The sequence below is a fragment of the Microbacterium sp. NPDC056057 genome (assembly GCF_042266945.1).
In the GTDB taxonomy this organism is placed as follows: Bacteria; Actinomycetota; Actinomycetes; order Actinomycetales; family Microbacteriaceae; genus Microbacterium; species Microbacterium trichothecenolyticum_C.
The window spans coordinates 1242194-1268265 of record NZ_JBHJWS010000001.1 but is presented as its reverse complement, the minus strand read 5'-3'; the positions used below and the strand labels follow the sequence as shown (position 1 = coordinate 1268265).

At 70.4% G+C, this 26072-nt stretch carries 18 protein-coding genes; 9 read left to right on the top strand and 9 right to left on the bottom strand.

Annotation, left to right across the window (positions count from 1 at the left end; genetic code table 11):
* Nucleotides 1–11: 11 nt before the first annotated feature.
* Complete coding sequence (locus ACFC1K_RS05330; RefSeq protein WP_375870756.1) at nucleotides 12–998, bottom strand: aldo/keto reductase; 987 nt, start codon at nucleotides 996–998, stop codon at nucleotides 12–14.
* A 116-nt stretch (nucleotides 999–1114) separates the two neighbouring features.
* Here ACFC1K_RS05330 and ACFC1K_RS05325 point away from each other — a divergent pair, with 116 nt between their 5' ends.
* Both ACFC1K_RS05325 and ACFC1K_RS05320 read left to right on the top strand, forming a co-directional pair.
* The gene (locus ACFC1K_RS05325) at nucleotides 1115–1756 is read left to right on the top strand and encodes an NADPH-dependent F420 reductase (RefSeq protein WP_375870755.1); all 642 of its coding nucleotides are present in this window, start codon (nucleotides 1115–1117) and stop codon (nucleotides 1754–1756) included.
* A gap of 106 nt (nucleotides 1757–1862) precedes the next feature.
* Complete coding sequence (locus tag ACFC1K_RS05320) at nucleotides 1863–2927, top strand: LLM class flavin-dependent oxidoreductase (protein WP_375870754.1); 1065 nt, start codon at nucleotides 1863–1865, stop codon at nucleotides 2925–2927.
* Between the two features lie 241 nt (nucleotides 2928–3168).
* On the opposite strand, the gene pheA is transcribed toward ACFC1K_RS05320, so the two are convergent.
* The gene (gene pheA / locus ACFC1K_RS05315) at nucleotides 3169–4149 is read right to left on the bottom strand and encodes a prephenate dehydratase (protein WP_310285797.1); all 981 of its coding nucleotides are present in this window, start codon (nucleotides 4147–4149) and stop codon (nucleotides 3169–3171) included.
* 193 nt (nucleotides 4150–4342) lie between these two features.
* On the opposite strand from pheA, the gene pgm reads away from it, so the two are divergent.
* On the top strand, nucleotides 4343–5986 hold the full coding sequence (pgm, locus tag ACFC1K_RS05310) for a phosphoglucomutase (alpha-D-glucose-1,6-bisphosphate-dependent) (protein ID WP_375870753.1): 1644 nt from the start codon (nucleotides 4343–4345) through the stop codon (nucleotides 5984–5986).
* 89 nt (nucleotides 5987–6075) lie between these two features.
* On the opposite strand, the gene ACFC1K_RS05305 is transcribed toward pgm, so the two are convergent.
* The gene (locus ACFC1K_RS05305) at nucleotides 6076–6357 is read right to left on the bottom strand and encodes a GlsB/YeaQ/YmgE family stress response membrane protein (RefSeq protein WP_310285804.1); all 282 of its coding nucleotides are present in this window, start codon (nucleotides 6355–6357) and stop codon (nucleotides 6076–6078) included.
* Between the two features lie 180 nt (nucleotides 6358–6537).
* Here ACFC1K_RS05305 and ACFC1K_RS05300 point away from each other — a divergent pair, with 180 nt between their 5' ends.
* Nucleotides 6538–7452 (top strand): PmoA family protein, encoded by a 915-nt coding sequence (locus tag ACFC1K_RS05300; protein WP_375870752.1) that lies wholly within the window; start codon nucleotides 6538–6540, stop codon nucleotides 7450–7452.
* Nucleotides 7453–7615: 163 nt separating this feature from the next.
* On the opposite strand, the gene ACFC1K_RS05295 is transcribed toward ACFC1K_RS05300, so the two are convergent.
* Genes ACFC1K_RS05295 through ACFC1K_RS05285 form a run of 3 tightly spaced genes read right to left on the bottom strand, consistent with a single transcriptional unit; the run spans nucleotide 7616 to nucleotide 14651 of the window.
* The gene (locus ACFC1K_RS05295) at nucleotides 7616–10231 is read right to left on the bottom strand and encodes a glycoside hydrolase family 3 C-terminal domain-containing protein (RefSeq protein ID WP_375870751.1); all 2616 of its coding nucleotides are present in this window, start codon (nucleotides 10229–10231) and stop codon (nucleotides 7616–7618) included.
* Nucleotides 10228–12606, bottom strand: coding sequence for an alpha-xylosidase (gene yicI / locus ACFC1K_RS05290; RefSeq protein WP_375870750.1), 2379 nt, complete (start codon nucleotides 12604–12606; stop codon nucleotides 10228–10230). Before yicI ends, ACFC1K_RS05295 begins: the two co-directional genes overlap by 4 nt.
* Entirely contained in the window at nucleotides 12603–14651 is a 2049-nt protein-coding gene (locus ACFC1K_RS05285) for a beta-galactosidase (RefSeq protein WP_375870749.1), read from the bottom strand. The genes yicI and ACFC1K_RS05285 overlap by 4 nt, the downstream gene beginning before the upstream one ends.
* Nucleotides 14652–14766: 115 nt before the next feature.
* Between ACFC1K_RS05285 and ACFC1K_RS05280 the strand changes: the two genes are divergently transcribed.
* The 3 genes from ACFC1K_RS05280 to ACFC1K_RS05270 are packed head-to-tail and all read left to right on the top strand — an operon-like array spanning nucleotide 14767 to nucleotide 18816.
* Complete coding sequence (locus ACFC1K_RS05280) at nucleotides 14767–17217, top strand: glycoside hydrolase N-terminal domain-containing protein (protein WP_375871153.1); 2451 nt, start codon at nucleotides 14767–14769, stop codon at nucleotides 17215–17217.
* Complete coding sequence (locus ACFC1K_RS05275; protein WP_375870748.1) at nucleotides 17211–18197, top strand: LacI family DNA-binding transcriptional regulator; 987 nt, start codon at nucleotides 17211–17213, stop codon at nucleotides 18195–18197. Before ACFC1K_RS05280 ends, ACFC1K_RS05275 begins: the two co-directional genes overlap by 7 nt.
* Nucleotides 18198–18210: 13 nt before the next feature.
* On the top strand, nucleotides 18211–18816 hold the full coding sequence (locus ACFC1K_RS05270) for a YesL family protein (protein ID WP_375870747.1): 606 nt from the start codon (nucleotides 18211–18213) through the stop codon (nucleotides 18814–18816).
* A gap of 359 nt (nucleotides 18817–19175) precedes the next feature.
* Here ACFC1K_RS05270 and ACFC1K_RS05265 read toward each other — a convergent pair whose 3' ends face one another.
* The 3 genes from ACFC1K_RS05265 to ACFC1K_RS05255 are packed head-to-tail and all read right to left on the bottom strand — an operon-like array spanning nucleotide 19176 to nucleotide 22940.
* On the bottom strand, nucleotides 19176–20927 hold the full coding sequence (locus tag ACFC1K_RS05265; RefSeq protein WP_310285823.1) for an ABC transporter substrate-binding protein: 1752 nt from the start codon (nucleotides 20925–20927) through the stop codon (nucleotides 19176–19178).
* Nucleotides 20928–20970: 43 nt separating this feature from the next.
* Nucleotides 20971–21927, bottom strand: coding sequence for a carbohydrate ABC transporter permease (locus ACFC1K_RS05260; protein ID WP_375870746.1), 957 nt, complete (start codon nucleotides 21925–21927; stop codon nucleotides 20971–20973).
* Nucleotides 21928–21938: 11 nt separating this feature from the next.
* Nucleotides 21939–22940 carry an ABC transporter permease subunit gene (locus ACFC1K_RS05255; protein WP_310285828.1) on the bottom strand — a complete coding sequence of 334 codons (1002 nt, stop codon included), beginning with the start codon at nucleotides 22938–22940 and terminating at the stop codon, nucleotides 21939–21941.
* 329 nt (nucleotides 22941–23269) lie between these two features.
* Here ACFC1K_RS05255 and ACFC1K_RS05250 point away from each other — a divergent pair, with 329 nt between their 5' ends.
* Both ACFC1K_RS05250 and ACFC1K_RS05245 read left to right on the top strand, forming a co-directional pair.
* Nucleotides 23270–24280 carry a LacI family DNA-binding transcriptional regulator gene (locus ACFC1K_RS05250; RefSeq protein WP_375870745.1) on the top strand — a complete coding sequence of 337 codons (1011 nt, stop codon included), beginning with the start codon at nucleotides 23270–23272 and terminating at the stop codon, nucleotides 24278–24280.
* Nucleotides 24277–26064 (top strand): ABC transporter ATP-binding protein, encoded by a 1788-nt coding sequence (locus ACFC1K_RS05245; RefSeq protein ID WP_375870744.1) that lies wholly within the window; start codon nucleotides 24277–24279, stop codon nucleotides 26062–26064. Before ACFC1K_RS05250 ends, ACFC1K_RS05245 begins: the two co-directional genes overlap by 4 nt.
* Nucleotides 26065–26072 lie beyond the last annotated feature (8 nt).

Below are 26072 nucleotides of genomic sequence, written 5' to 3'. Positions count from 1 at the left end.
CGCTCGAGGCGTCACCAGGCGTAGGCCTCCGGAGCCTGCCCGCCCGGGCCGGGGAACAGCTCGTCGAGGGCCGCGAGATCCTCGGCGCTCAGGTGGATGTCGAGCGCCGACACGGCCGACTCGAGCTGGGCGACCGTGCGGGGGCCGATGATCGGGCCCGTCACGCCCGGCTGGTGCAGCAGCCACGCGAGGCCGAGTGCGGACGGCGTCCAGCCGCGCTCCTGAGCGAACGCCTCGTACGCGGCGATCTGGTCGCGGCGCTGCTCGCGCTGCGACGTGATGCGCTCCGATCCGGACCGGGCGGCAGCATCCCTCGATCCGCCGCTGAGGAGTCCGCCGGCGAGCGGCGACCACGGCAGGATGCCCAGGCCGTAATTCTGCGCCGCCGGGATCACCTCGAGCTCGATCGAGCGCTGCGTGAGGTTGTACAGCGACTGCTCGCTCACGAGCCCGAGGAAGTGGCGCTGGGCCGCGATCTCGTTGGCCTGGGCGATGTTCCACGCCGCGAAGTTCGAGCTGCCGGTGTAGACGACGTCGCCCTTCGCGACGAGCACCTCCATCGACTGCCAGAGCTCCTGCCACGAGATGTGCCGGTCGATGTGGTGGAACTGGTACAGGTCGATGCGGTCGGTCTGCAGGCGCTTGAGCGACCCGATCGCCTCGCGCCGCACCTGCCATGCGGACGCGCCGCGGGCGTTGACCACGTCGCCGTCAGCGGTCGGGTCGACCATCGGCGAGTGGACCTTGGTGGCGAGCACCACGTCGTCACGGACGCCGGGACGGGCGGCGAACCAGCGCCCGATGATCTCTTCGGTGGCGCCGCGGCCGCCCGAGCCGCCGTAGCCGTTGGCGGTGTCGATGAAGTTGACGCCGAGCTCCAGCGCGCGGTCGAGGATGGCGAACGAGTCCTCATCCGAGGTGCGGTCGCCGAAGTTCATGGTTCCGAGCACGATCCGCGAGACGGAGGTGCCGGTTCGTCCGAGGTGGGTGTAGTCCATGCGGACATCGTCACACGGCCTCGTGCGGTGGCGGGCCGAATCGCGAAAACGTTTCCTCGATATCCTTCCGTGACGGATCCGGAATGGGATGCTGCGCCCCGCGGTTGCGGCTCGACATGACCACGATCGGAATCATCGGTGCAGGACACATCGGCAGCGCGCTCGCCCGCGCCTTCTCGGGACTCGGCTACGACGTCGTGATCTCGAACTCACGCGGACCCGAGAGCCTCGCGGGTCTCGTCGACGAACTCGGGCCGAAGGTGAGCGCGGCGACCGCCGCCGACGCGGCCGCGGCCGCCGACATCGCGGTGGTGACGGTGCCGATGAAGGCGCTGAAGGACGTCCCGGTCGAGCCGCTCGCCGGCAAGATCGTGCTCGACACGAACAACTACTACTTCGAGCGCGACGGCCACATCGACGCCCTCGACCGCGGAGAGGCGACGACCTCGGGGCTCCTCCAGCAGCACCTGCCGACCTCGAAGGTCGTGAAGGCGTTCAACCACCTGTACGCGTCCGACATCAACGCCGGCGGCCTCGCCGCGGGCGACTCGCAGCGCCGTGCACTCGGCACCGCGAGCGACGACGCTGAGGCGATCGACTTCGTCACGGGCGTCTACGACGCGCTGGGCTTCGACACCGTGAGCGCCGGTCCGCTGAGCGAGTCGTGGCGCCTCGAGCGCGACCGCCCCGCCTACGTCGTCGCGCAGACCGCCGACGAACTGCGCGACAACCTCGCGAAGGCGAACCGCCTGCCCTGAGTTCCGACCGCGCTCGGCGCGTTTCGTCTCGCTCGTTCCTCGCTCGCTCAACGAGCGGGAAAGGTGATCCGGAATGCGGATGCCGGGGCGCGGGTTGCCTTCAGCGATGAGCACTGCGACCCCCGCCCCGGCCCTCTCCGTCCTCGACCTCGTTCCGGTGCGCACCGGGCAGACGAGCGCGCAAGCTGTCGCAGCATCCATGTCCCTCGTGGAGGCGGCGGATCGGCTCGGCTATCGGCGCTACTGGTTCGCCGAGCACCACAACATGCCGGCCGTCGCCTCGACCACTCCCCCGGTGCTCGCGGCGGCTGCCGCCGCGCGGACGTCGCGCATCCGGCTCGGGTCGGGCGGCGTCATGCTGCCGAACCACTCGCCCCTCGTGGTGGCCGAGCAGTTCGCGGCGCTCGAGGCGCTCGCTCCGGGCCGCATCGACCTCGGGCTCGGGCGCGCGCCGGGCTCGGACCCCGTGATCACGCAGCTGCTGCGCCAGAGCGGCACCACGAGCGACGTCGAGCGGTTCCCGGACCACGTGCGCGACATCATGTCGCTCGTCGCGCCCGACGGCGCCTCGCTGCGCTTCACGTCCGGCGGCACCTACGACGTGCACGCGACGCCCGCCGCGACGACCACGCCCGAGGTGTGGCTCCTCGGCTCGAGCGACTATTCCGCGCAGCTCGCCGCCTCACTGGGCCTGCCGTACGTGTTCGCGAACCACTTCTCGGGCGAAGGCCTCGAGCGCGCGCTCGACCTCTACCGTTCTTCCTTCGTACCCTCCGAGGCGCTCGCGGCACCCCGCACTTTCCTGACCGCGAACGTGCTCGTCGCCCCGACGCAGGACGAGGCCGAGGCGCGCGCCTTGCCCAACCTCCGCATGACGGCGCGCCTGCGCACCAACAAGCCGCTCGTCCCCCTCGAGACCGTGGAGCACGCACTCGCGAACGCGGCCGACTTCGCCGGCCTCGGTGACACCTTCATGGCCTCGGCCCGCGCGAAGTGGTTCGTCGGCACGGCGGAGGCCGTGGCATCCGATCTCCGCTCCTTCGCCACGAAGCACGGCGTCGACGAGGTGATGATCTCGCCGATCGCTGGATCGTACGAGGACGAGCCGATGGATGCCGCACCCGGCCGCCTGCAGACCCTCGAGCTGCTGGCCACCGAGCTGGAGCTCTGAACGCGGCGCAGGACTCGGGCCTACCTTTCTTTCCCACCCCTCTCATCACCCGCGCGCTCAACGTCCGCCGCAGGCGCAGCGGAGCGGGATCATCCGGAGAGCGCGCGGGCATCGGGATTGGCGGGCACCGACGGCTCGTCGCCGCCGACGAAGGAGACGTCGACGAGTCGACGGAGCGCGAACGCGCGCCGGAGGATGATCCCGCGCAGCGGGAACCCTTCCGAGCCCCGCCCGAAACCCCTCAGTCCTGGACTTCGGGCTCCCCGGAGATGAGCCCCCGCAACCAATCGCGCGCCTCGACGAAGACGTCGTCGGCGTAGCGCTCGGGGTAGCGCACGACGGCACGGTCGGCGCGCGGGTACGACCCGAGGAACGTCACGCGGGGGCTGAACCGCCGCAGCCCCATCAGGGCGTCGGCCATGCGCTCGTCCTCGAGGTGCCCGTCGGCGTCGACGACGAAGCGGTACCGGCCGAGCTCGTCGCCGATCGGGCGCGAGGCCAGGAGCGACAGGTTGATGCCGCGGGTGGCGAACTGCTCCAGCATCTCGAGCAGCGCGCCCGGGTGATCGTCGGGCAGTTCGACGATGAGCGAGGTCTTGTCGGCACCGGTGGGCGGCGGCGGCACGACGGTGCGGCTCACCAGCACGAAGCGGGTCACCGCATTGGGGTTGTCGCCGATGTTCGAGGCCAGCAGCTCGAGCTGGTGGTGCTCGAGGATCCCGGGTGGGGCGATCGCCGCGTCTGCGTCGCTCGATCCGTCGAGCAGGCCCATCGCGCTCGCGACGTTGCTCGCCGCCGGTACGTGGGCGTGGGCGGGAAGCGCGGCCGAGAGCCACTGCAGGCACTGTGCGTACGCGACGGGGTGTGCGGCGATGAGCGAGATGTCCTCGAGGCGCGCACCGGGGCGTCCGACGAGGACGAACTCGACAGGCACGAGATACTCGCCGATGATGCGCAGGCCCGGCACCGTCGCGAGGGCGTCCTGCGCCGTCGAGACCCCGCCGTCGACCGAGTTCTCGATCGCGATCATCGCGGCGTCGGAGCGCCCCTCGACGACGTCGGCGAGCGCCTCCCCCACGTTGCGCACCGGCCGCCACTCGTGGCCGCGGGCCTCCGGCACCTGGGCGAGCGCCGCCTCGGTGAACGTGCCCGCGGGGCCCAGGAAGCTGTACGTGCGGCGGACGGGAACGGATGCCTCGGCGGAGGCGACCTCGGAAGTCACGCGTGCCAGCCTAGCCCGGGCCCCGTGGGCCCGATCCCGTCCGTAACTCAGGATGGACGTCGTGCGACATCGACCCCGCCCGCGGAATTCCGGGGGCCGCGCCGACCGCGCGGCGCACCGGTCCTGAATTGCGCACGGGCGCAGGGTGTCACGAACCGTGCACCGCAGGCCGAGGACGGGCAGACTGGGACGCATGACTCGCGCAGGACAGCCGGCCGAAGCATCCGACCTCATCGACATCGATGAGCTGATCGCCGCGTATTACGACGTCAAGCCAGACCCCGCCGTCCCCGAGCAGCGCGTCGCGTTCGGGACGAGCGGGCACCGTGGCTCCTCGCTGTCGGCGAGCTTCAACGAGACGCACATCCTCGCCACGACGCAGGCGATCGTCGACTACCGCACGGCCCAGGGCATCGAGGGCCCGCTGTTCCTCGGGCGCGACACGCACGGCCTGTCGCTGCCGGCCGAGCGCAGCGCGATCGAGGTGCTCGTCGCGAACGGCGTCGATGTGCGCGTGGACGCCCGCGACTCGTGGGTGCCGACCCCGGCGCTCAGCCACGCGATCCTCGCCTACAACCGCGGGAAGGATGCCGCGGACCCGGGCCGCGCCGACGGCATCGTCGTCACGCCGAGCCACAACCCGCCGCGCGACGGCGGGTTCAAGTACAACCCGCCGAACGGCGGGCCCGCCGACACCGACGCCACAGGCTGGATCGCGAACCGCGCGAACGAGCTCATCGCGGCGGACCTCGAGGGCGTCGCCCGTACGCCGTTCAAGGATCTCGACGGCGACAAGCTGGGCGAGTACGACTTCCGTGACGCCTATGTGCGCGACCTCGCGAACATCATCGACGTGGAGGCCATCCGCTCGGCCGGCGTGCGCATCGGCGCCGACCCGCTGGGCGGCGCCTCGGTCGAGTACTGGGCGCTCATCGCCGAGGTGCACGGCCTCGACCTGACCGTCGTGAACCCCGACGTCGACCCGACGTGGAAGTTCATGACGCTCGACTGGGACGAGAAGATCCGCATGGATCCGTCGTCGCCGTCGGCGATGGCTGCTCTCGTCGCGCGCCGCGACGAGTACGACATCCTGACCGGCAACGACGCCGACGCCGACCGCCACGGCATCGTGACGCCCGACGCCGGCCTCATGAACCCCAACCACTACCTCGCCGTCGCGATCGACTACCTGTACTCGCACCGGCCGGATTGGCCGACGGATGCTGCGGTCGGCAAGACCCTCGTGAGCTCGATGATCATCGACCGCGTGGCCGAATCGCTCGGGCGCGAGCTGCTCGAGGTTCCGGTCGGGTTCAAGTGGTTCGTGCCCGGGTTGCTGGACGGATCCGTGGCCTTCGGCGGCGAGGAGTCGGCGGGGGCGTCGTTCCTCCGCAAGGACGGCTCGGTGTGGACCACCGACAAGGATGGCATCCTGCTGTGCCTCCTGGCATCCGAGATTCTGGCGGTCACCGGCAAGACGCCCTCGCAGCGCTACGCCGAGCTCGAGGCCGAGTTCGGCGCTTCGGCGTACCAGCGCGTGGACGCCCCGGCCTCCCCCGCGCAGAAGGCGGCGCTCGGCAAGCTGGCGCCCGAAGCGGTCACCGCGACCGAGCTCGCCGGCGAGCCCATCACCGCGAAGCTCTCGCACGCGCCGGGCAACGGTGCCGCGATCGGCGGCCTCAAGGTGCAGACCGAGCACGCCTGGTTCGCCGCGCGTCCGTCGGGCACCGAGGACGTCTACAAGCTCTATGCCGAGTCGCTCCGCGGACCCGAGCACCTCGCGCAGGTGCAGGCCGAGGCCCGCGACGTCGTGTCGCAGGCGCTCGCCGGCGCCTGACCGCCGCCGCACACAGCGACGCCCGGACCCGAGCGAGGGAGCGCACGGGTCCGGGCGAAGTACTGTGCGTTCGCGCCGGGAATCGCCGGTCAGGCGCGGTTGACGCCGCGGCGACGCGTGAACAGCACGTAGAGGCCGAGCACGACGATCGAGCCGAGGATCGAGCCGATGATGCCCGACGGCTGCAGGAAGCCGCCGTTGGGGTCGCTTCCGAAAAGCAGGAAGCCGAGGAACCCGCCGACGAACGAGCCCACGATTCCGAGGACGATCGTCAGCAGGATGCCCATGCTCTGCTTGCCGGGGATGACGGCGCGAGCGATGAGGCCGGCGATCAGGCCGATGAGGATCAGGCCGAGGATGGTCCAGAGCATGTTTCTCTCCTTCTGTCCCGTGGGCTCCGCGGGGGGTGCGGGGCCTCGTATGAGATGACGAAGACGCTATCGCCGCCGATGCGCGCGGGGATGCCTCTACCGCTCGGGCCTCGGGAGCGGTACATTACGCGCCCGCGCGGAGGGGAAGCGTTTTCCGTGGATCTGGGCCACAATGGGACCGTGACCGACCTCACCCTCCGCCTCGACCAGACCGAGGTGACCGTCATTGCCGCCGGCGTCGACATCGCGCGTTATGCGTTCACCCCGGGAGGCGACATCTCGGAAGGCCCCAAGCCCTTCCTCCACCCGCTCCGGGCGCTCGACGGTGCCCTGCTCACCGGCTTCCGCCCGTGGGACCACCGGTGGCACAAGGGCCTCCAGATGACCTGGACGCACGTGTCGGGCCAGAACTTCTGGGGCGGGAACACGTTCCGCCCTGAGCACGGCGACTACGCGCTCCTCGACAACGTCGGCACCATCCGCCACGACGGGTTCACGACGGTGGCCGACGCCGGGCGCGAGGTCTCCTTCACCGAGGAGCTCACGTGGATCACGCAGGGCGGTGACGAGTGGCTCGCCGAGACCCGCACGCACCGCTTCCACGGCGTCGACACCGACCGCGGCCTGTGGGTGCTCGACTTCTCGACGACGCTGCGCAACGTATCCGGACGCGAGCTCGAACTCGGGAGCCCGACGACCGAGGGGCGCCCCGGCGCCGGCTACACCGGCTTCATGATCCGGATGCCTCGTGCCTGGACCGGCGGCCGTGTGCTGGCCGGCGGCTTCCCCGATGACGCCGGCGACGACGGCGTGATGGGCCAGGTCGCGCCGTGGGTGGCCTTCTCGGGCGAGCACGACGACGTGGACGGCGGCGCCACTGTCCTCGCGTTCGCGGGCACCTCGACCGGAGCGCCCCCGATCCGCTGGTTCGTGCGCAGCGAGCCGATCCCGGTGCTCGCCCCGTCCCCTTCGTTCGACGAGTACGTCGTGCTGGCCCCGGGCGCCGAACTGTCGCTCGCGCATCGCCACGTCTTCGGCGACCGCGTGTGGACCCCGGACGAGACGCGGGCCCTGGCGGAGGAACTCGCGCCGTAGTCGAGCGGGACTGCGTTCCCGGCTCCTCGCGTGTCATCCCTCCGACAGGTCAACCGGGCTTCTACAGGAGCATGTGCGCCGAAACGTCCCTGCAGAAGCCCGGTTGACCTGTTGAGAACGGGCGGCGTCGGCTGCCAAGCCCGCGCGGTGGGATGCCGCAACCTCAGCCTGCGGTGACCTCCAGCTCAGTCCGCACGGGCAGGTCCCAGGCCGAAGGGCCCGCGGCCACCGTGTAGGTCCCCGGCTGCACGCGCAGCGCGCCCTCGTGCAGCCAATCGTCGACCGCCCGGGGAAGGCGCACGGCATCATCCCACACGGCGAGGCGCGCGGGCGAGAACGACAGTTCGACGTCGCGGGACTCGCCGGGCGCGAGCCGCACACGGCGGTAGGCCACGAGCACGCGGCGCGGCGCCGGCAGCGGAAGCCCCGCCGGGGGCACGGCGTAGAGCTGTACGAGCTCCTCGGCATCGCGGTTCCCGGTGTTGCGCACCTGCACCACCGCGTGCACGACGGACTCATCCGATCGCGGCGCGAAGCCGGCGTGCCGATGGGTCGGCGCGGGCGCGGGGACCGCAGCATCCGGGATCTCCACCGACTCGTACGCGACCGTTGTGTACGTGAGTCCGTGTCCGAACGCGAACGTCGGCTCGTCGGGCTGATGGCGGTAGGTCGCACCCTGGCGGAGCGTGTCGTAGTCGAACAGGTCGCCCGCCTGCGCCTCGGTCGCGGGCCAGCTCTGCGAGAGGCGGCCAGACGGCTCGACGTCGCCCGAGATCACATCGATGACGCCGTGCCCGAGCTCCTGGCCGCCGTGGCTCGACCACACAACGGTCTCGGCCTCGACGCCGTCGAGCACATAGGGGTAGCTCGACACGATCGTGAGCACCGCCCGGGGGTTCGCCTCGCGCGCGGCGCGCCACACCTCTGCCCAGGCGGCGGGCAGCCGCAGGTGCGGGCGGTCCTCCGTCTCGCGGCCGTTGAGGTGGGGGTCGTTGCCGACCGCGACGACGACGGCGTCGGCACGCGCGGCCGCCTCGGCCACCGCGGTCGCGCCCGATCGCACCACGCGCACACCGAAGCGCTCGGCGGCCTCGAGCGTGACCGCCTCCGCGGCGAGCAGCCCCGAATCGCGGAACACCCGCAGCCACCGGCCCGAGCCGAGGTGCAGCAGCGACCACGTGCCGTCGGCGTGGATGTGCTTGCGGAAGCTCTCCTGCACGACCCACTCGCCCACGCGCGTCGCGTCCGCGCGCATCGGCCACTTCGCGCCGGTGAGGAGCCGCCCGCTCGCGTGGGAGCGGAGGGTGAGGATGCCGTCGCCCCAGTCCGTCACGTCGAACAGCGCATCGTCGGCCGCGGCGTCGCCGGCGGCCTCGACCGCCGAGCCGTCGGCGTTCGCCACGACATACCGACCGTTTGACGAGGCACGGAGCGCGATCGTGTCGGCGCCGGTCACGACCTCGGCCTCGCCGAAGCGCTCGGCGGCAGCGGCGCCGATGCCGACCGCGTAGGGCGGAGTGCCGGCGTACCAATCGGTGAGCACGAGGTCGGCGAGGGGGCCGACGACCGCAACCCGTGACGCCCGGGAGAGCGGCAGCACGCCGGCGTCGTTCCGCAGCACGACGACCGAGCGCGCCACCGCCTCCCGAGCGAGTTCACGGGACCCGGGTGCGTCGATGTCGTCGACGCCGATCCCTGCGTACGGGTCCGCGTCGCCGTCGAACTCACCCGTGCGGATGCGCAGCTCGAGCAGCCGCAGCACGGCCTGGTCGACGTCGGCCGTGGTGAGCAGGCCCGCGGCGAGCGCCTCCGTCACGTAGCCGATGGTGGGCGCCGCGTTCGCGTCGTTGTCGGTGAACGAGTCGAGGCCCGACGTCACGAGGGCAGCGGCGGCGTGCACGTGGTCGGGCTGGGTGCGCTGGGTGGTGACGAGGAAGGTCGGGGCGCCGGCATCCGACACCACCGCGATCGATTCGTCCGACCACGACCGGGCCTCCGCGACGAGCTCGGGCTGCGTGTGCGCAGGGACGCCGTTCACGCGGTTGTACGCGAGCATGATGCCGCCCGCGACACCCTCCTCGATCGCGCCGCGGAAGGCGGGCAGCTCCTCCTCGTGGAGGGTGCGCAGCGACATCTCGGACGAGGTCACCGAGCGATCGGTCTCGTTGTTGTAGGCGAGGAAGTGCTTAAGCGCCGGAACCGTGCGCCACACGCGCGGGTGGTCGCCGCGCAGGCCGCGTGAGTAGGCGGTGCCGAACACCCCGGTGATGTGCGGGTCTTCGGAGTAGCCCTCCTCGTTGCGCCCCCAGCCCGGGTGGCGCAGCGTGTTGACGACCGGCGCCCACACGTTGAGGCTGACCATCGGGTTCTCGGCGCGCTTGGCGCGCACCTCGACCGCGGCGACCTCGCCCACCCTCTCGACGAGGTCGGTGTCCCACGTCGCGGCGAGTCCCACGGACTGCGGGAACACGGTCGCACGCCCGAGCCACGCGACGCCGTGCAGCGCCTCGCATCCCGTGTGCCACGCCGACACCCCGAGCCGCTCGACCGCGGGCGCGGCCTGGTGCAGCATCGCGACGCGCTCGTCGGGCGTCAGCCGGTCGAGCAGGTCGCGGGCACGCGCCGCGAGGGGCTGGCCGGCCTGCCGGAACACCGGCCGGCCGGACGCCTGGTCTTCGGCGATCGCCGTGGCGGCAGCTGGGCCCACGCGCCCCGAGGCTCCGCGCGGCGCGCCGGCGCCGTGTGGAGGGGGCGTGGGGACCGTCATGGTGTCACTCATCGTGCGCTCTCCTCCAGTTCGATACGGAGCTCTCCGGATGCCTCGGCCCGAACGATCCGGTCACCCACCTGCAGCGCCCACGGGGCGTGCGCGTCGTCCGTCGACGCGATGATCGCCGTGCCCTCACGGCGGACGCGGAATATCGTCGCCCCGACGCCGTCGATGGATCCCTTGCTGTCGTGGCCCGGCACCCGCGTCTCGTGGTCGTAGCCGTCGGGCAGTTCGAAGCACCGGAGCGTGACGCCGTCGGACCAGTCGTAGTCGGGGCGGGTGTCGTCCGCACCGAAGGGCAGCACCGTTCCCGGGCGCACCCGCAGCGGCACCGAGTCGTAGCCGTGGGTCTCGGCGACCCACCGACGCCCGTCGACCACCGAGTCGTCGAGGAGCGAGGTCCACTCCCCTTCGGGAACGTAGTACTCGACGCTGCCGTCGGCTGTGAAGATCGGCGCGACCAGCAGCGCGTCGCCCAGCATGTACTGCGTGTCGGCGTCGAAGCCCGAGCGGTCGCCGGGGAACTCGAGCGCCATCGGGCGCATCATCGGCGTCCCGCAGCGATGCGCCTGTTCGGCGGCGCCGGCGAGGTACGGCATGAGCCGCATCTTGAGCTTCGTGAACGAGCGGGCGATGTCGACCGCCTCGTCGTCGAAGGCCCACGGCACGCGCACCGACGACGAGCCGTGCAGCCGCGAGTGCGACGACAGCAGGCCGAAGGCGAGCCAGCGCTTGAACAGAGCCGGGTCGGGCGTGCCCTCGAACCCGCCGATGTCGTGGCTCCAATAGCCGAAGCCCGACATCGCGAGCGACAGGCCGCCGCGCAGCGATTCCGCCATCGACAGGAACGTCGAGTCGTTGTCGCCGCCCCAGTGCACGGGGAACTGCTGCGAGCCGGCCGTCGCGGAACGGGCGAACACGACAGCGTCGCCGACGCCGTGGTGTCGCTCGAGCGCGCGGAACACGACCTCGTTGTAGAGCTTCGCGTAGTAGTTGTGCATGCGGTGCGGGTCGGAGCCGTCATGCCACACGACACCCTCGACCGGGATCCGCTCGCCGAAGTCCGTCTTGAACGCATCGACTCCCTGATCGAGCAGGCCCTGCAGCTTCGCGACGTACCAGTCCGCGGCATCCGGGTTCGTGAAGTCCACGAGGCCCATGCCCGCCTGCCACATGTCCCACTGCCACACGCTGCCGTCGGTGCGCTTGAGCAGGTACCCGTTGTCGGCGGCCTCGCGGAACAGTGCCGAGCGCTGTGCGATGTAAGGGTTGATCCAGAGCGACACGTGCACGTCGCGCTCGTGCATGCGGGCGATCTGCCCGACCGGGTCGTGGAACGCGCGGGAGTCCCACTCGAAGTCGCTCCACTGGTACTCGCGCATCCAGAAGCAGTCGTAGTGGAAGACCGACAGCGGGATGTCGCGCTCGGCCATGCCGTCGACGAACGCGCTCACGGTGTCTTCGTCGTAGCTGGCGGTGAACGACGTCGTGAGCCACAGCCCGAACGACCACGCGGGCACGCGCGCCGGCCGGCCGGTGAGCGCGGTGTAGCGACGCAGCACCTCCTTCGGCTCGGGGCCGGCGATGACGTAGTAGTCGAGGGACTCGCCGCCCACCGAGAACTGCACGCGCGAGTTGACCTCGCTGCCGACCTCGAACGAGACGTTCTCGGGGTGGTCGACGAACACGCCGTAGCCGCGCGACGTGAGGTAGAACGGCACGTTCTTGTACGCCTGCTCGCTGGAGGTGCCGCCGTCGGCGTTCCACGTGTCGACGACCTGGCCGTTCTTGACGAACGCGCCGAACCGCTCGCCGAGCCCGTAGACGCGCTCGCCCGGCTCGATGCTGAGCTGCTGGTGCACCCACGTCGGCTTCGTGCCTCCGGCAGCCGTGCCGGCGGTGCCGGCCGTGCCCGCGGTGGCCGCGGTGCCGTTCTTGCCGGTCGTGTCGGTGTAGTGGCCGATGGACCGCGGCAGCGAGCTCGTGAGCACACGCCCGTCAGCTTCGAGGAAGTCGACGCGCCACTGCCCCGCCGTGCGCGTGACGCGCGCCTTCAGCGGACCGGCGTCGAGGACGCCTTCGTTCTCGTCGACCGTGATCGTCGGCCGGAAGCCCTCCGCGCCGAAGATCTCGAAGTCCGGCCCACGGTGCACGGCGCCCGCGTGACGCTCGACGCGCACCTTGACGACACCCGGCGCGGGTGCCGAGAACGTCACGGTGAGCATCGCACGGTTGAGGGTGTCCCCCCGGTCGCGGATCGCGGCGGTCGGCGCGTACACGGTCATCGTGCCCGCCGCCTCGTCGACGCGGATGTCGTCGACCTCGACCGCGTACAGCGGGGCGAGGCCGGGCCTGGTCAGCCAGTAGCCATCGGTGAACTTCACTCTGCGTGCCTTTCGATGAGCACCATGGCGGCGCCGGGGGCGAGCGTCAGCTGCCCCTCGACGTCCGCGTCCGACAGGAGATCGCGGCGCGGCCCGGGGAGCGTGACGCGCCGGTCCTGATCGCCGTGGTTGAGGAGGAAGAGGGCCTCGCCGCGCTGGACCGCCTCGACGCCCTCGGGCAGCACGCGGTCGGGCAGGACGCCCGCGACACCGGCAGCGTCGAGCGCGTCGTCGAGCACGGCGGCGAGCGCGTCGTCCGAGACGACGGCGCCGAGGTACCAGGCCACGCCATCGCCGACGCGGTGCCGGGTGATGGCGGGGGCGCCTTCGAGGTGCCCGGTGCCGAAGCGGGCGAGCACGTCGGCCCCTTCGGCACGGAGGCGCTCGCCGAGGACGGATGCCGCGACCTTCGCGGGCGCGCTCGCCCAGGTCTGCTCCACGACAACGGGTGTGGGTGCGTCGGGAAGACCGACCCACTCCTCGCCGCTCACGCCGAGCAGTTCGCGCAGCAGCACCGGCGAGCGCCCGGTGAGGATGCCGGCGTTGGCGTCGGCGACCCCCGAGAACGGGCCCACCACGAGGCTCGCACCGCGTTCCACCGCCGCACGGAGGGTGGCGGCGGCATCCGTCTCCACGATGTACGTGTGCGGCACGAGCACCGTGGCGTAGGCGGACAGGTCGGCGCCTGGACGCACCAGGTCGACCGCGATGCCGCGGCGCCACAGCGCGCGATGCCATCGCTGCACCTGCTCGAGCGTGTCGAGCCGCTGGGTCGGGCGGCCCGGCTCGTCCGCGGCCCATCGCGACGGCCAGTCGAAGAGCAGCGCGACGGATGCCTCGACCCGCGCGCCGACCAGGGGCTGAAGCCGGCGCATGTCGGCGCCGAGCGCACAGGCGGTCCCGAACACCTCGGTGTCGGCGCCGGCGTGCGGCAGCAGCGCGGAATGGAAGCGCTCCGCGCCGGTGCGGGACTGACGCCACTGGAAGAAGCAGATCGCGTCGGCCCCCCGGGCGACGGCCTGCAGCGAGTCGAGGCGGGCGCGGTCGCGGCTCTTGGGCAGGTTGTGCGGGCGCCACGACGTCGCGCTCACGGCCTGCTCCATGAGCACCCAGGGGCGCCCGTCGCCGAGCGAGCGCATGAGGTCCTGCACGAGCGCGATGTCGGACGACGACGTGGCGCTCGCGTGGTCGGGGTACTGGTCGTCGGCGACGACATCGACCTCCTCCGCCCACTCCCACAGGTCGGTGAGCGGCTCGAAGCCCATGAAGTTCGTCGTGATCGGCTGGGTGGCCCCGGCGTCGCGGATGGCGTCGCGCTGCTCGGTGAGCACGCGCTGCAGCGCCCACGACGTGTACCGCCGGAAGTCGAGCGAATGTGCGGGGTTCACGAGATACGGCATGCGTCGCGGCGGCACGATCTCGTCGAAATCGCGGTACCGCTGCGCCCAGACGAGGGTTCCCCACGCCTCGTTGAGCGCGTCGATCGAGCCGTGGCGCTCACGCAGCCACAGCCGGAATTCGCGAGCCGCCTCGTCGCCGAAGTCGATCTGGCCGAACTCGTTGCCGACGTGCCACATGCGCACGGCCGGGTGGGTGGCGTAGCGCTCGGCGAGGGCGGTCGCGATCGCCAGGGCGTGCTCGCGGTAGATGCGCGAGGCCGCCGTGAACTGGTTGCGTGACCCGGCCGCGAGACGCACGCCGTCGGGGTTCACCGGGAGCGTCTCGGGGTGGAGGATGCCGAGCCACGGCGGCGGCGACGCCGTCGGCGTCGCGAGGTCCACGGCGATGCCGTGCGCGTGCAGCAGCTCGAGCACCTCGTCGAGCCATGCGAAGTCGTACTCGCCCGGCGACGGCTCGAGGCGCGCCCAGCTGAAGACGCCGACCGTCACGAGGTTGACGCCGGCTCTCACCATGAGCTCGGCATCCTCCTGCCATACCTCGCGCGGCCACTGCTCGGGGTTGTAGTCGCCGCCGAAGCAGATTCCGAGGTCGCGGGTGATCTCGGAGAATGCGTCGGTGCGGCGCGGGCGGGGCGTGGTGGCCATGGAGCGGGGAACCTCTTCGCTGAGTTTCGATCGGACGGTCACGGGATCATCGGCGAGAAGGGCGTCGAACTTTCGAAGCGCTTCAACACTGAGAAGGTATACTACGACTGTGACGATGTCCACGCGCCGCGATGATGCGGCCTCGCAGGTCCTTTCCGAAGGCCTCCACGTCCTGCGCGCCTCGGCGCCCGCGTCGCGATGGCTCGAGGCGTACCCCGTCGGCAACGGGGTGCGAGGCGCGATGTGTGCGGGGCTCGCCGGCGGCGACCGTCTGTGGCTGAACGACATCACGGCATGGTCGGGCCACGCCGACGCCGACCCCCTGGACGGCGTCGCGGATCGCGGCCCCGAGGCACTCGAGGCCGTGCGCGCGGCGATCGACACCGACGACCTCGAGTCCGCCGAGGCCCTCCTGCAGCGCATGCAGGCGCCCTGGGTGCAGGCCTACCTGCCGCTCGGCTGGATAGAGCTGACGGTGGAGACGGATGCTGCGCACTCCGGCTCGCAGCCGGGTCCGGGGCAGGTCTACGGGCGACGCCTGGATCTCGCCACCGGCGTCGCGACCCACCACTACGCGATCGACGGCGTCGATGTGCGGCACCGCACGTGGGCGGACCTCGTGACCGGCGCGATCATGCACGAAGTCACCGCGAACGAGCCGGTGCGCGTGCGCCTCGAAATCGGGTCGCTCCTGCGCCCGCGCTCGGCGCCGCGCTCGGCGGGCGGCGACCTCGCCACCGAGTGGTGGCTCCCGGTCGACGTCGCACCAGGCCACGAAGACCCCGCCGAACCCATCCGCTACGACGAGGACCACGGCAGGCACGGCGCGATCGTCGTCCAGGCCCGCGGCGCCTCCGACATCGTCGACGGGGTCCTCGTCGGCGCGCCCGCGACGACGCACCTCTTCGCGATCGCCACCGCCACCGCGCCGTCGCTGCCCGGTGACCCCGCCGATGCCCGCGACGCGGAGGGGCACGCCGCGGCGCTGCTGCGCGGCATCCGTGGCTCCTTCGATGTCCACGCGACCGCAGCCGACCTGCTCACCGCCCACGAAGCCGCGCACGGCGAGCTCTACGCGCGGTGCGCGCTCGAACTGCCGACGCCGGCCGACGTCGAGGGGCTCGACACCATGGCCCGCGTGGACCGCGCACAAGAGGTCGACGACCCGGCTCTCGCCGCCCTCATGTTCCACTACGGGCGATACCTCCTCATCGCGTCGTCGCAGCCCGGCGGGCTGCCGGTCACCCTGCAGGGGCTGTGGAACGCCGAGCTTCCGGGCCCGTGGTCGAGCGCGTACACCCTCAACATCAACACCCAGATGGCGTACTGGCCGGCCGAGACGACCGACCTCGCCGAGTGCCATGAGCCCCTGCTGCGGTTCACACGGCGTCTCTCCGAGACGACGGGCCCCGCGGTCGCCCGCGAGCTCTACGGCGCGGACGGCTGGGTCGCGCACCACAACTCGGACGCCTGGGCCTTCGCGGCCCCGGTCGGCGCCGGCCACGGCGACCCCGCGTGGGCGAACTGGTCGCTCGGCGGCGTGTGGCTCGCACTGCACCTGTGGGAGCACTACTCGTTCGGCGGCGACCGCCCCTACCTGCGGAGCGAGGCCTGGCCGGTGCTCGCGTCGGCCGCGGCCTTCGCGCTGTCGTGGATCCAGACCGACGGCGAGCGCGCGTGGACGAGCCCGTCGACCTCGCCCGAGAACCACTACCTCGACGCCGAGGGGCGCGAGCGCGGCGTCGCGGTGTCGGCCACGATGGACGTCGCCCTGCTGCGCGAGCTGGCCGCGGTCTGCCGCGCCGCCGCGGCAGTGCTCGATGTCGACGAACCGTGGATCGCGGAGCTGACCGCGCTCACGAACGCCCTCCCCGACCCGCAGGTGTCGGCACGGGGCGACCTGCTCGAGTGGGACCGCGAGCGCGTCGAGGCCGAACCTGATCACCGCCACCTCTCGCACCTCATCGGTCTGTTCCCGCTGGCGCAGATCACCCCGGACGCGACTCCCGGGCTCGCGCGCGCAGCATCCCAGTCCATCCGCCTGCGCGGTCCGGAGTCGACCGGCTGGGCGCTCGCCTGGCGCGCCGCGATGCAGGCGCGCCTCGGCGACGGCGCGGCCGTGCACGCGCAGCTGCGGATGGCGCTGCGGCCCGCGGAGGAGACCACCGACGCTCATCGGGGCGGGCTCTACCCGAACCTCTTCAGCGCGCATCCGCCGTATCAGATCGACGGCAACCTGGGCGTGACGGCGGCGATCGCCGAGGCCCTCGTCCAGTCGTTCGACGAGCCGGCGGCGAGCGCCGAGACGGCGCACATCACGCTGCGACTGCTGCCCGCGCTGCCGCCGGAGTGGCCCGATGGCCGGGTGCGCGGCATCCGTTCCCGCGGCGACGTCTCGGTCGACGTCGAATGGGCGGGCGGAGAGCTCGTGCGGGCGCGGCTTCGCGCGCGGGCGCGAGCAGTCACAATGAGTGTGCACGGGCCGGACGGTTCGATCGGAACATACGAGCTCGCACCCGGAACCACGCGGGTGATCGAACGAGGAGAGCAGGGGATCTCATGGTGACGATCGCGGACGTCGCGCAGAAGGCGGGCGTGTCGATCTCGACGGTGTCGTACGTCATGAGCGGCAAGCGGGCCATCTCGCAGGAGACGCGCGACCGGGTCGAGAAGGCGATCGACAGCCTCGGCTTCAGCCCGCACGCGGGCGCCCGCTCGCTCGCGTCGCGCTCGACGAACGTCATCGGCCTGCAGGCGCCGCTGCGCACCGGGGTCGACGTGCACGTCGTGATGCAGATCGTCACCGGCGTCGTCACCCAGGCGCGCAAGCACGGCTACGACATCCTGCTGCTCGCGAGCGACGACTCGAAGGCGCTGCAGCGCGCGGCGAAGGGCTCGATGGTCGACGCATTGCTGGTCATGGACGTCGAGTCCGACGACCCGCGCATCGACACGCTGTCGGGGCTGGGGCATCCGAGCGTCCTCATCGGTCTTCCCGCGGGGCGCCGCTCCGTGCCGTGCGTCGACTTCGACTTCGAGGCCGCGGGCTGGCTCGCGGTCGACCGGCTCGTCGCGCTCGGCCACCGGCGCATCGCGCTCATCGGCTCCCCGCCCGAGGTGATGTCGCGCCACACGTCGTACGCCGACCGGCTCGCACGCGGCTTCCTGGCGGCGTGCGAGGCGAACGGCGTGACGGGCACCATCCACGCGTGCCCGAGCACGTCCGAGTCCATCGCCACCGTCGACGGCGTGATGACGGAGGACCCGGGCATCACCGGCTTCTTCGTGCACAACGAGGGCGCGCTCCCCCACGTCGCGACGACGATCGCCCAGCGCGGCCGGCAGCGCGGAGACGAGCCCGCCATCGTCGCCCTGTGCCCCGACGACGTGGCACGTTCGGTGCCGGGTCTCGCCGACAGCATCGCGGTGCCCGCCGAGGCGATCGGCGCGGCGGCGACCGACATGATCTGCGAGATCCTCTCGAGCGGTGCGAAGCCCGCGGTGCGCCTGCTGCCGCCGGCGCTCACCGGAGCACCCACGCCGTGATCGTGACGCACGCATGAGGATCGATCCCGATAGCCGCACGCTCGGCGGCTTCTCGACGTTCCTGACGTTCGTCGCGCTCAACCTGCTCTACATCCTCGTGTGCCTGCCGATCGTCACGATCGGCGCGGCCACGAGCGCGCTGTACGAGGTCACCATCCGCTACTCCGACGACGAGAGCGGACGCCCCCTCAAGGACTTCTTCCCTGCATTCCGGGCGAACTTCGGCCGCGCCACCGTGTTGATGCTGTGCCTGCTCCTGCCCGCCGCGCTGCTCGGCTTCTCGAGCGTGTTCTGGTTCGCGTACCCCGCGCTCTTCGCCGGAGTCGCGGGAGTCGTGGCGGTGATCGGAGCGGTGTACCTCTTCGCCGCGTTCCTGTACGCGATGGCCCAGGTGGCGTACCTCACCGGGCCTGTGCGCCAGACCCTCAAGAACTCGCTGCTGCTTCCGGCGGCCGAGCCGGTGCGCACCCTCGGCGTGCTCGTGATCCCGGTGACCGCGGTCGCCCTGACGATCCTGTTCCCGCCGGTCGCGATCCTGATCGCCACCATCGGCTTATCCGTCGGCGCCTACGCCACGGCCTTCCTCTTCCGCAGCGTCTTCACCCGCCACGACGCCTGACCGCTTGGGCGCTGACGGTGACGGATGCCGCGGCCCCGCAGCATCCGCGCCCCTCTCTCTGCGTCCGGGTCGGCGACCCGAGTTCCCTGACTCGCCACAACACGCCGAGCAGCGCGGGTGACATCCGGCGTGTTGTGGCGACTCGAGGGGCTCCCGCCCTGCGTCCGGCGTGTGGTGGCGGCTCGAGGGGCTCCCGCTGTGCGTCCGGGTCGGCGACCCGAGCTCCCTGACTCGCCACAACACGCCGAGCAGCGTGGGCGACGTCCGGCGTGTTGTGGCGACTCGAGGGTGGCCGCCGACGGGAACGACGAAGGGCTCGGGATGCTGCATCCCGAGCCCTTCGTTGCGTAGCGGCGTGATTAGTTGCCGAACTCCTTCGCCACGGCCACGCGCGCGTCGTTCTGCGACTTCGCGTTGGTCATGTCGAACTCGAGCACCTTGTCGTAGCCGAGGCCCTCAGCCGTCTTGATCAGCTCATCGCGGAGCGAGTCGAACTGCGCCTCGTTCGAGGCGAACACCATCTGCCACGAGTACTGCTTGATGATCTCCTTGACCTGGTTGCGCAGGGTCTCGATCTCGGAGTCGTCGGCCGGTGCCGCGTAGCTCGCGCCCGGGGCGACGAGCACCTGGTCGTTGGTCTGCAGGTACTCCATGGTCGAGGTCGCGTCGCCCATGTTCGCCGACCAGTCGACGGTCAGGGGGTTGGCGATCGAGGCCTGGTAGGTCGGCCAGAACGTGTAACTGTACGGCAGGCTCGTCTCGGGGTCGGTGTCGATCGGAAGCACCGCGCTCAGGTTGAGCGCCGAGACGCCGTCGGCGTACTCGCCGCCGCCCCACTCCTCGGGAACGGTCGCGCCGCCCTGGAGGAAGACCTCGTTGCCGAAGTCGGTGAGCTCGGGCTCGCCCGCGTCGTTCACGTCCCACGTGAGGCCCTTAGGTCCCGCCGATGCACCGGTCTGGCTGCTGTTGGCGTACGCGCCCTCGGGCGAGTAGAGCCAGTCGATGAACGCGGCGATGCGCTCGGGGTCCTCGGCCTTGGAGCCGATCGCGAACACCTGCTTGCCGCCGTACGCCTCGGCGCCGTACGAGAAGATGTTCTGGTCCGCCAGGGGCACCATCTCGAAGCCCTTGCCCGCGGCCATGTTCTCTTCGGTGTTGAAGGCGGACTGACCCAGCCACGGCCACCACGAGAAGAGCACCTGGCCGTTCTGGAACTTCGAGAACAGCGTGTCGTAGTTCTGCGTCGTCGACTCGGGGTCGACGAGGCCGAGCTGGTTGGCGTCGAAGTAGAGCTTCAGGTTGCGGATGTACTCGCCGTCGGGGTCGAGGATGCTCTGGTAGTCCGAACCGTCGGCCTTGGCCAGCACGAAGCCGAGCTCGTCGTAGCCGTAGAAGCAGGCGGGCTGCTTCGCGGTGACCATCATGTTGCCGTCCCAGTCCTTGAACAGCGAGAAGGCGTAGGTGGGCTGGCCGTTGTCGGCGGTGGGGTGCGCGGCCTGCATGTCGGCGAGCACCGGGAGGAGGTCTTCGAGGGTGCCGATCTCGGGGTAGCCGGCCTCCTTGTAGTAGTCCCACCGGAGGTACGGGCCGAAGGTGGGGTTGAGACCCTCGGAGGGCTCGGTCGGCTTGAGCGACGAGACGGCCGACGGGAAGCCGTAGACGCCGTCCTTGCCGTCGTTGAGGTGCTCGACCGCGGCGTCGAACTTCGCGAGGTTGTCCATCGCGCCGTAGTAGTTCGCCGAGTCCTTGACCAGACCACCCTCGATGAGCTCGTCGAGCTTCTGGCCCTTGTCGGTGATGATCAGGTCGCCGAGGTCGCCGGCCGCGACGCGCGTGTTGTAGAGGGTGTCACCGCCGCCCGCGACGTTCGGGGCGATGATGTTCAGCTTCATGTTGAACTTGTCTTTGACGATCTTGGCGAACCAGCCCTGCTGGACGCCCATGTAGTTGGCGAGACCGTCGAACACGTCGATCGTGATCTCCTGGTCCCACTTCTCGGGGAACTGGTCGATCGCGCCCTGGTCGTCGCCGCCGCCGGCGCTGCACGAGGCGAGCGAGCCCGCGGCGAGCAGCGCCACGAGAGCCAGGGACACCTTCTTTCGAAGCGTCATTGCTTTCCTTTCTTGGTGGTTCTGTGGTGGTTCGTGGCCGCCGTCAACCCTTGACGGCGCCCAGCATGATGCCCTTCACGAAGAAGCGCTGGAACAGGGGATAGATGAAGATGATGGGCAGCACGACGAGCACCGAGACCGTCATGCGTATCGAGGTCGGCGTCTGCTCGGTGGCGAGCCCGGCGATCTGACCGATGTTGCCGCCGGCGTTCTGCGCCGCCTGGGCGAGGCTCGATGCCTGGTTGATGAACATGTAGAGCAGGTACTGCAGCGTGTACAGGCTCTGGTCGGTGATGTAGATCAGGGTGTCCTGGAAGCTGTTCCACTGCGTCACCGCACTGAAGATCGCGATCGTCGCGAGGATCGGCGTCATGTTCGGCAGATACACCTTGAAGAAGACCTGCAGGATGTTGGCGCCGTCGACCTCCGCGGCTTCCTGCAGCTCCTTCGGCATCGACTCGACGTAGGTCTTCGCGAGGATGACGTTGAACGGCTGCACCACGAACGGGAGAACGTAGACCCAGAAGTTGTTGGTGAGACCCAGCGTCTTCATGATGATGAACACCGGGATCAGGCCCGCGCTGAAGTACATCGTGATGATGAGGAAGCGGTACCAGAACTTGCGGCCCCACATGCGGGTCTGCGTGAACATGAACCCGAGGAACGCGGACGCGAGCACCGTCAGCGCGGTGCCGATCACGGTGCGGCCGATGCTGACCATCGTCGCCATCGGCAGGCCGGGCAGCTGGAACACCTGCCCGTAGTTCGAGAGGTGGAACCCGACCGGCCACAGGCGCACGTCGCCGAGCGCCGAGATGTCGTTGGCGCTGACGGAGTTGATGATCAGGTAGTAGAAGGGGTACGCGCAGATCAGCGCGAAGAGGAAGAACAGCGCGTAGTTCGCGAGGCGGAACACCGCATCGCCGACGGTCCCGCGATAGCGGGCCGAGGTGTCGCCCTTCTTCGTCGTGGTGAGCGTCTTCGTCATCGTCGTGGTCATGTCCTGGCCTCTCAGACGATCGATTCGCCGCGGACGCGCTTGGAGACCGCGTTGACGGTGAGCAGCAGGGCGACCGAGATGAGGCTCTTGAGCATGCCGATCGCGGTGGCCATCGACAGGCTGTTGCCCGTCATGCCGATGTTGTAGACGTACAGGTCGAGCACCTGGATCCACTGCTTGTTGAAGGCGTTCTGGAACACGTAGTACTGCTCCATGCCGTTGTTGAGGATGTTGGCGATCGACAGCAGCAGCAGCACGAGATAGGTCGGCATCAGCTGCGGCACCGTGATGTACCGCATCAGCTGGAAGCGGCCGGCGCCGTCGATGCGGGCCGACTCGTACAGCGACTGGTCGATTCCCGCGATCGCTGCGAGGTAGATGATCGCGCCCCAGCCGAGCCCCTTCCAGATGCTCCAGAGCGTCATGGTGATCCACACGTTCTGGTCGGTGTCGAGGAACTTGATGGGCGCCGTGATGAGTCCGGCGTCGTTGAGCACGTCGTTGACGAGGCCCGAGCTCGAGAAGAGCGAGAACGCGATCATGTAGACGAGGACCCACGAGATGAAGTTCGGGAGGGCCGTGAGCGTCTGCACGGAGTTGCGGAACCAGGGCGCCTTGATCTCGTTGAGCAGGATCGCGAAGAAGAGCGGCAGGACGGAGGTCGCGATTCCGAGGAAGCTGATCGCGAGCGTGTTGAGGAGGACCTGGCCGATCTGAGCCATCTGCGTGGGCGAGCTCACCAGCATCTGGAACCACTGCAGCCCGACGAACTCACTGCCTTCGAGACCGAGCGCCGGCTTGTAGTCGTACAGCGAGTAGATCCAGCCGTACAGCGGAAGGTATGAGAACAGGAACGCCAGCACCAGGAACGGCACGATGCAGAGGAACAGCGTGAACGACGTCCGGCTGCCCGCCGGACGCAGCCGCCGGCCGCGCCCCTTCTTGGCGTTCTGGTCGAGGTTGTGAACCGCCGCCTCCTGGAAGACGACCTGCGACTGCGCCTGAGTGGTCATCGGAGGGCGCCCTGGTTCGCGGCATCCGCCGAGGGGACCGCCGGGTGAGCATGCCGTTCCATGTCACTCCTTCGTGTACGTGGCTGCCGCTCTGTCGAGGGGCGGGATCCGAGGTTCGTTCATCGAACCGCTTCGATTTCGAACCGCTTCGATTGAAGAGTAGGCGGCACTGCCCGATTCGTCAAATGTCTCCTCGTAACGCGGGGGTAACGATCGACCGTGTCGCCAGCGCTCTCCCGTGCGCGGGAAAGCGCCTACCATGGTCGCATCGGACGCGCGGGGGCGTCCGGCCCGGACCCGTGCCGGGTGAGCATGACGGGACGAACGACATGAAGCGAGTCGGCATCCGCGATGTCGCCGAGCGCGCGGGCGTCTCGATCAGCACGGTCTCGAACGCGCTGAACCGCCCTCACATGGTGAGCGAGCGCCTCGTCGACCGGGTGCGCTCGGCCGCCGACCAGCTCGGCTACGTGCCGCTGCAGGCCGCGCAGCAGTTGCGCGCCGGGCGCTCCGGGCTGCTGGGGATGACGGTCATCAACATCGCGAACCCCTTCTTCGGCGACATGGTCGCCGGCGCCGAGGACGCCGCCTCGGCGGCCGGAATGCGCGTGCTCGTCGGCAACTCCAGCGACGACGTCGGCAAGGAGCGCGACCACCTCGAGCTGTTCGAGCGGGTGCAGGTGGAGGGGGCGCTTGTGAGCCCTTTCGGTCCCCTCGAGCCCTGGCTGCAGCGCTTGCGGGGCCGCGGCATCCCGGTCGTCCTCGTCGATGCGATCGACGACACCGGCGAGCTGCCCTCGGTGTCGTTCGACGACGTCGCCGGTGGCCGGCTCGCCGCCGAGCACCTGCTCTCGACGGGACGCCGGCGGCTCGCCTTCGTGGGCGCGCGCGAAGAGGTGCGACAGGTGCGCGAGCGCCTGCAGGGCGCCCGGCTCGCCGTCGCCGCCCACCCCGGCGCGACCCTCGAGCCGATCTGGACCGAGCGCACGACGTCCGAGCTGGGCGTGGCGTTCGGCGAGCAGGTCGCCGCGCGCTCCCCCGCCGACCGCCCGGACGGGATCGTGACCTCGAACGACCACCTGGCGATCGGGCTGGTGCACGGGCTGATCTCCCGCGGCGTGCGGGTGCCGGACGACGTCGCGGTCGTCGGCTACGACGACATCGAGTTCGCGGCGATCGCCGGCGTTCCCCTCACCTCCGTGCGCCAGCCCGCGCGCGAGATGGGACGCACCGCGGCCGAGCTGCTGCTCGCGCGCATCGGCGGCACCGCGGGGGCCGACCTCGGGAATGTGGTCTACAGGCCCGAACTGATCGTGCGCGCCAGTACGATGTCCACATGACGCAGAAAGCGTTTACCGGACCCATCCGCATCATCTCGATCGCCCAGAATCCCCGCCCTGGCCGCTCCGTGCTGAAGCTGCTCGCGCGCCGGCCCGGGCGCATGGCCGTGGCGATCCTCGCGTTCGCCTGCAAAGAGGTCCCGCTGTGGTTCCTCCCGGTGGTGACGGCGAAGATCATCGACATCGTCGCGACCGGCGGCGAGGTCTCGACCGTGCTCATCTGGTTCTCGGTCGCGGCGGTGCTGCTCATCCAGAACTACCCGATGCACATCGTGTACACCCGCAACTTCATGACCGTCGTGCGCGACACCGGCGCCGATCTGCGCAACGCGCTCGCGGCGCGGCTGCAGAGCCTCTCGATCGGCTACCACACGCGGGTGAGCTCGTCGATCGTGCAGACGAAGGTCGTGCGCGACGTCGAGAACATCGAGCTCATGCTCCAGCAGGTGACCCACCCCCTGCTGTCGGCGACCATGGTCATGATCGGCGCCATCTCGATGACCGCGATCGCGGTGCCGCAGTTCCTTCCGGTCTACGCGCTTGCGATCCCGATCGCCATCGGCATCCGCTACGGACTGCGCAACCGCTCGCGCGAGCGCAACGAGGTGTTCCGCCGCGAGGTCGAGACACTCTCCGCACGGGTCGGCGAGATGGCCTCCCTCATCCCCGTCACCCGCGCACACGGCCTCGAGCAGACCGCCGTCACCCGCGTCGCATCGGGTGCCGACGGCGTGCGCCGTGCCGGCCTTCACCTCGACATGCTGAACGGCCACGTCGCGTCGATCTCGTGGGTCGCGATGCAGCTCTTGGGCGTGGGATGCCTCGTGCTCGCGGCGATCTTCTCGCTGACGGGCTTCCTCCCCATCACCCCCGGTGAAGTCGTGCTGCTGTCGACGTACTTCACCCTGCTCACCGGTGGCCTGACGCAGCTGCTCATGCTGATCCCGGTCGGGGCGCGCGGCATGGAGTCGATGCGATCGATCTCGGAGGTGCTGCAGGAGCCCGACCTCGAGCAGAACGAGGGCAAGCGCGCCGTCGTGCACGTCGGCGGCCACCTCGAGCTGCAGCACGTGTCGCACCGCTACGAAGAGGCGGACCGGGATGCCGTGCACGACATCTCGCTCGACATCTCGCCCGGCGAGACCGTGGCCTTCGTGGGCTCGTCCGGCTCGGGCAAGTCCACGATGCTCAACCTCGTGCTGGGCTTCGTGCGCCCGACGGCGGGCCGGATCCTGCTCGACGGCGTCGACATGCAGGACCTCGACCTTCGCACCGTGCGACAGTCCGTCTCGGTCGTGCCGCAGGAGTCGGTGCTCTTCGAGGGGACGATCCGCGAGAACATCGCGTACGGCCTCGACGACGTCTCGGATGACCGCCTGCGTGCCGCTCTGCGCGACGCGAACGCGGCCGAGTTCGTCGACCGGCTGCCCGACGGCTGGGACACGGTCGTCGGCGAGCGCGGCGCACGGCTCTCGGGCGGGCAGCGCCAGCGGCTCGCGATCGCGCGGGCGCTGGTGCGCGACCCGCGCATCCTGCTGCTCGACGAGGCGACCTCGGCGCTGGACCCCGAGTCGGAGGAGCTCGTGAAGGAGGCGCTCAACCGCCTCATGAAGGGCCGGACCACGCTCGTCGTCGCCCACCGCCTGTCGACGATCCGCCAGGCCGACCGCATCGTCGTGCTCGAGCACGGCGAGGTCATCGAGGTGGGCGGTCACGACGCACTCGTCGCCGCCGAGGGCCGCTACGCCCGCCTGCACGCGACACAGGCCGGCCTTCCGCACTGATCACCGCG

What these genes read in the sequence shown, in the direction of transcription:
- ACFC1K_RS05330 (WP_375870756.1), bottom strand. Translation starts at nt 998, where the DNA reads ATGGACTACACCCACCTCGGACGAACCGGCACCTCCGTCTCGCGGATC.
- ACFC1K_RS05325 (WP_375870755.1), top strand. Translation starts at nt 1,115, where the DNA reads ATGACCACGATCGGAATCATCGGTGCAGGACACATCGGCAGCGCGCTC.
- ACFC1K_RS05320 (WP_375870754.1), top strand. Translation starts at nt 1,863, where the DNA reads ATGAGCACTGCGACCCCCGCCCCGGCCCTCTCCGTCCTCGACCTCGTT.
- pgm (WP_375870753.1), top strand. Translation starts at nt 4,343, where the DNA reads ATGACTCGCGCAGGACAGCCGGCCGAAGCATCCGACCTCATCGACATC.
- ACFC1K_RS05305 (WP_310285804.1), bottom strand. Translation starts at nt 6,357, where the DNA reads ATGCTCTGGACCATCCTCGGCCTGATCCTCATCGGCCTGATCGCCGGC.
- ACFC1K_RS05295 (WP_375870751.1), bottom strand. Translation starts at nt 10,231, where the DNA reads ATGAGTGACACCATGACGGTCCCCACGCCCCCTCCACACGGCGCCGGC.
- ACFC1K_RS05285 (WP_375870749.1), bottom strand. Translation starts at nt 14,651, where the DNA reads ATGGCCACCACGCCCCGCCCGCGCCGCACCGACGCATTCTCCGAGATC.
- ACFC1K_RS05280 (WP_375871153.1), top strand. Translation starts at nt 14,767, where the DNA reads ATGTCCACGCGCCGCGATGATGCGGCCTCGCAGGTCCTTTCCGAAGGC.
- ACFC1K_RS05275 (WP_375870748.1), top strand. Translation starts at nt 17,211, where the DNA reads ATGGTGACGATCGCGGACGTCGCGCAGAAGGCGGGCGTGTCGATCTCG.
- ACFC1K_RS05270 (WP_375870747.1), top strand. Translation starts at nt 18,211, where the DNA reads ATGAGGATCGATCCCGATAGCCGCACGCTCGGCGGCTTCTCGACGTTC.
- ACFC1K_RS05265 (WP_310285823.1), bottom strand. Translation starts at nt 20,927, where the DNA reads ATGACGCTTCGAAAGAAGGTGTCCCTGGCTCTCGTGGCGCTGCTCGCC.
- ACFC1K_RS05260 (WP_375870746.1), bottom strand. Translation starts at nt 21,927, where the DNA reads ATGACCACGACGATGACGAAGACGCTCACCACGACGAAGAAGGGCGAC.
- ACFC1K_RS05255 (WP_310285828.1), bottom strand. Translation starts at nt 22,940, where the DNA reads ATGACCACTCAGGCGCAGTCGCAGGTCGTCTTCCAGGAGGCGGCGGTT.
- ACFC1K_RS05250 (WP_375870745.1), top strand. Translation starts at nt 23,270, where the DNA reads ATGAAGCGAGTCGGCATCCGCGATGTCGCCGAGCGCGCGGGCGTCTCG.
- ACFC1K_RS05245 (WP_375870744.1), top strand. Translation starts at nt 24,277, where the DNA reads ATGACGCAGAAAGCGTTTACCGGACCCATCCGCATCATCTCGATCGCC.